This is a genomic window from Mycobacterium sp. 4D054 (assembly GCF_052245755.1).
Classification (GTDB): Bacteria; Actinomycetota; Actinomycetes; order Mycobacteriales; family Mycobacteriaceae; genus Mycobacterium.
This window is the reverse complement of sequence record NZ_JBQQCF010000149.1, coordinates 1-904: the sequence shown is the minus strand read 5'-3', so window position 1 is coordinate 904 and position 904 is coordinate 1. Positions and strand designations below refer to the sequence as shown.

Here is a 904-nt window from a genome sequence, read left to right as displayed (position 1 = left end):
TGCCACGTTCCACGCGATGATCTTCTGGGCGAACACGTCGAGGATGAACGCGACGTAGACAAATCCAACCCAGGTGCGGGCGTAGGTGAAGTCCATGACCCAGGTGCGGTTGGGTGCTTGGGCCGTGAAGTCCCGATCGAGGAGATCACCGGCGCGCTTACCGTCCTTGGCCGCGATAGTGGTCCGGATCCCCTTTGAGCGTCGGACACCCTGCAGGCCAAGCAATCTCATCGCTCGGTCCACGCTGCCCGGCGACGCGTTGGGGGTGGTGCGCTTCACGAGCGCTGTCATTTTCCGGCGGCCGTAGAGACCTTCTGGGGTCATCCGCCGCACTCCTGCGTGATCGACCGTCCAGACCAGGTCGCGAACCTGATTGGTGACCATGGCGTCGGTGATCGTCCGGTCAGCGACAGGCCGGTTGGCCCGTGCCCAGTCACGGTAGGTCCGCGCGGCGATCTGCGCGCCCTGCTCACGCAGGACTCGACAGATCGACTCGACCGCGTGGCCCTGGGCCCGCAGCTCGTCGATGAACGCGACGATCATCGGTTGCGGGGGTCGAGTTCCCCCGCGAAGAAAATCGAGGCCCGCCGCAGAATCTCGTTATCCTCCTCAAGCCGGCGCACCTTGGCCTTGAGCTCCTTGATCTCAGCGAGCTCCTCGCTCGTAGCGCCCTGACGCTGACCCCCGTCGATCTGGGCCTGCACGACCCAGCGGCGCACCGATTCCTTCCCAACGCCCTCACGCCGCGCGACGGCCTCACACGCGGCAGTCACCGACGGGTACAGCGGCAAGGTATCCAGCACCTGCCGCACACAGCGCTCCCTGACGTTCGGGTCGATCTTCTTCGGCATGGTTTGCATCCTTCCAACTCAGAAAGATGCGGCATCAAACCTGGGGCGCTTCA

Annotated in this window: 1 pseudogene and 1 other annotated feature; the pseudogene reads right to left on the bottom strand. The window is 64.7% G+C overall.

Annotated elements, in window-relative coordinates:
• A pseudogene (locus ACTWP6_RS30325) lies at window positions 1–851 on the bottom strand (IS3-like element ISPfr13 family transposase); the annotation flags it as partial.
• Window positions 448–582 (bottom strand) — a sequence feature (AL1L pseudoknot). It overlaps the preceding pseudogene by 135 nt.
• Window positions 852–904: the final 53 nt, after the last annotated feature.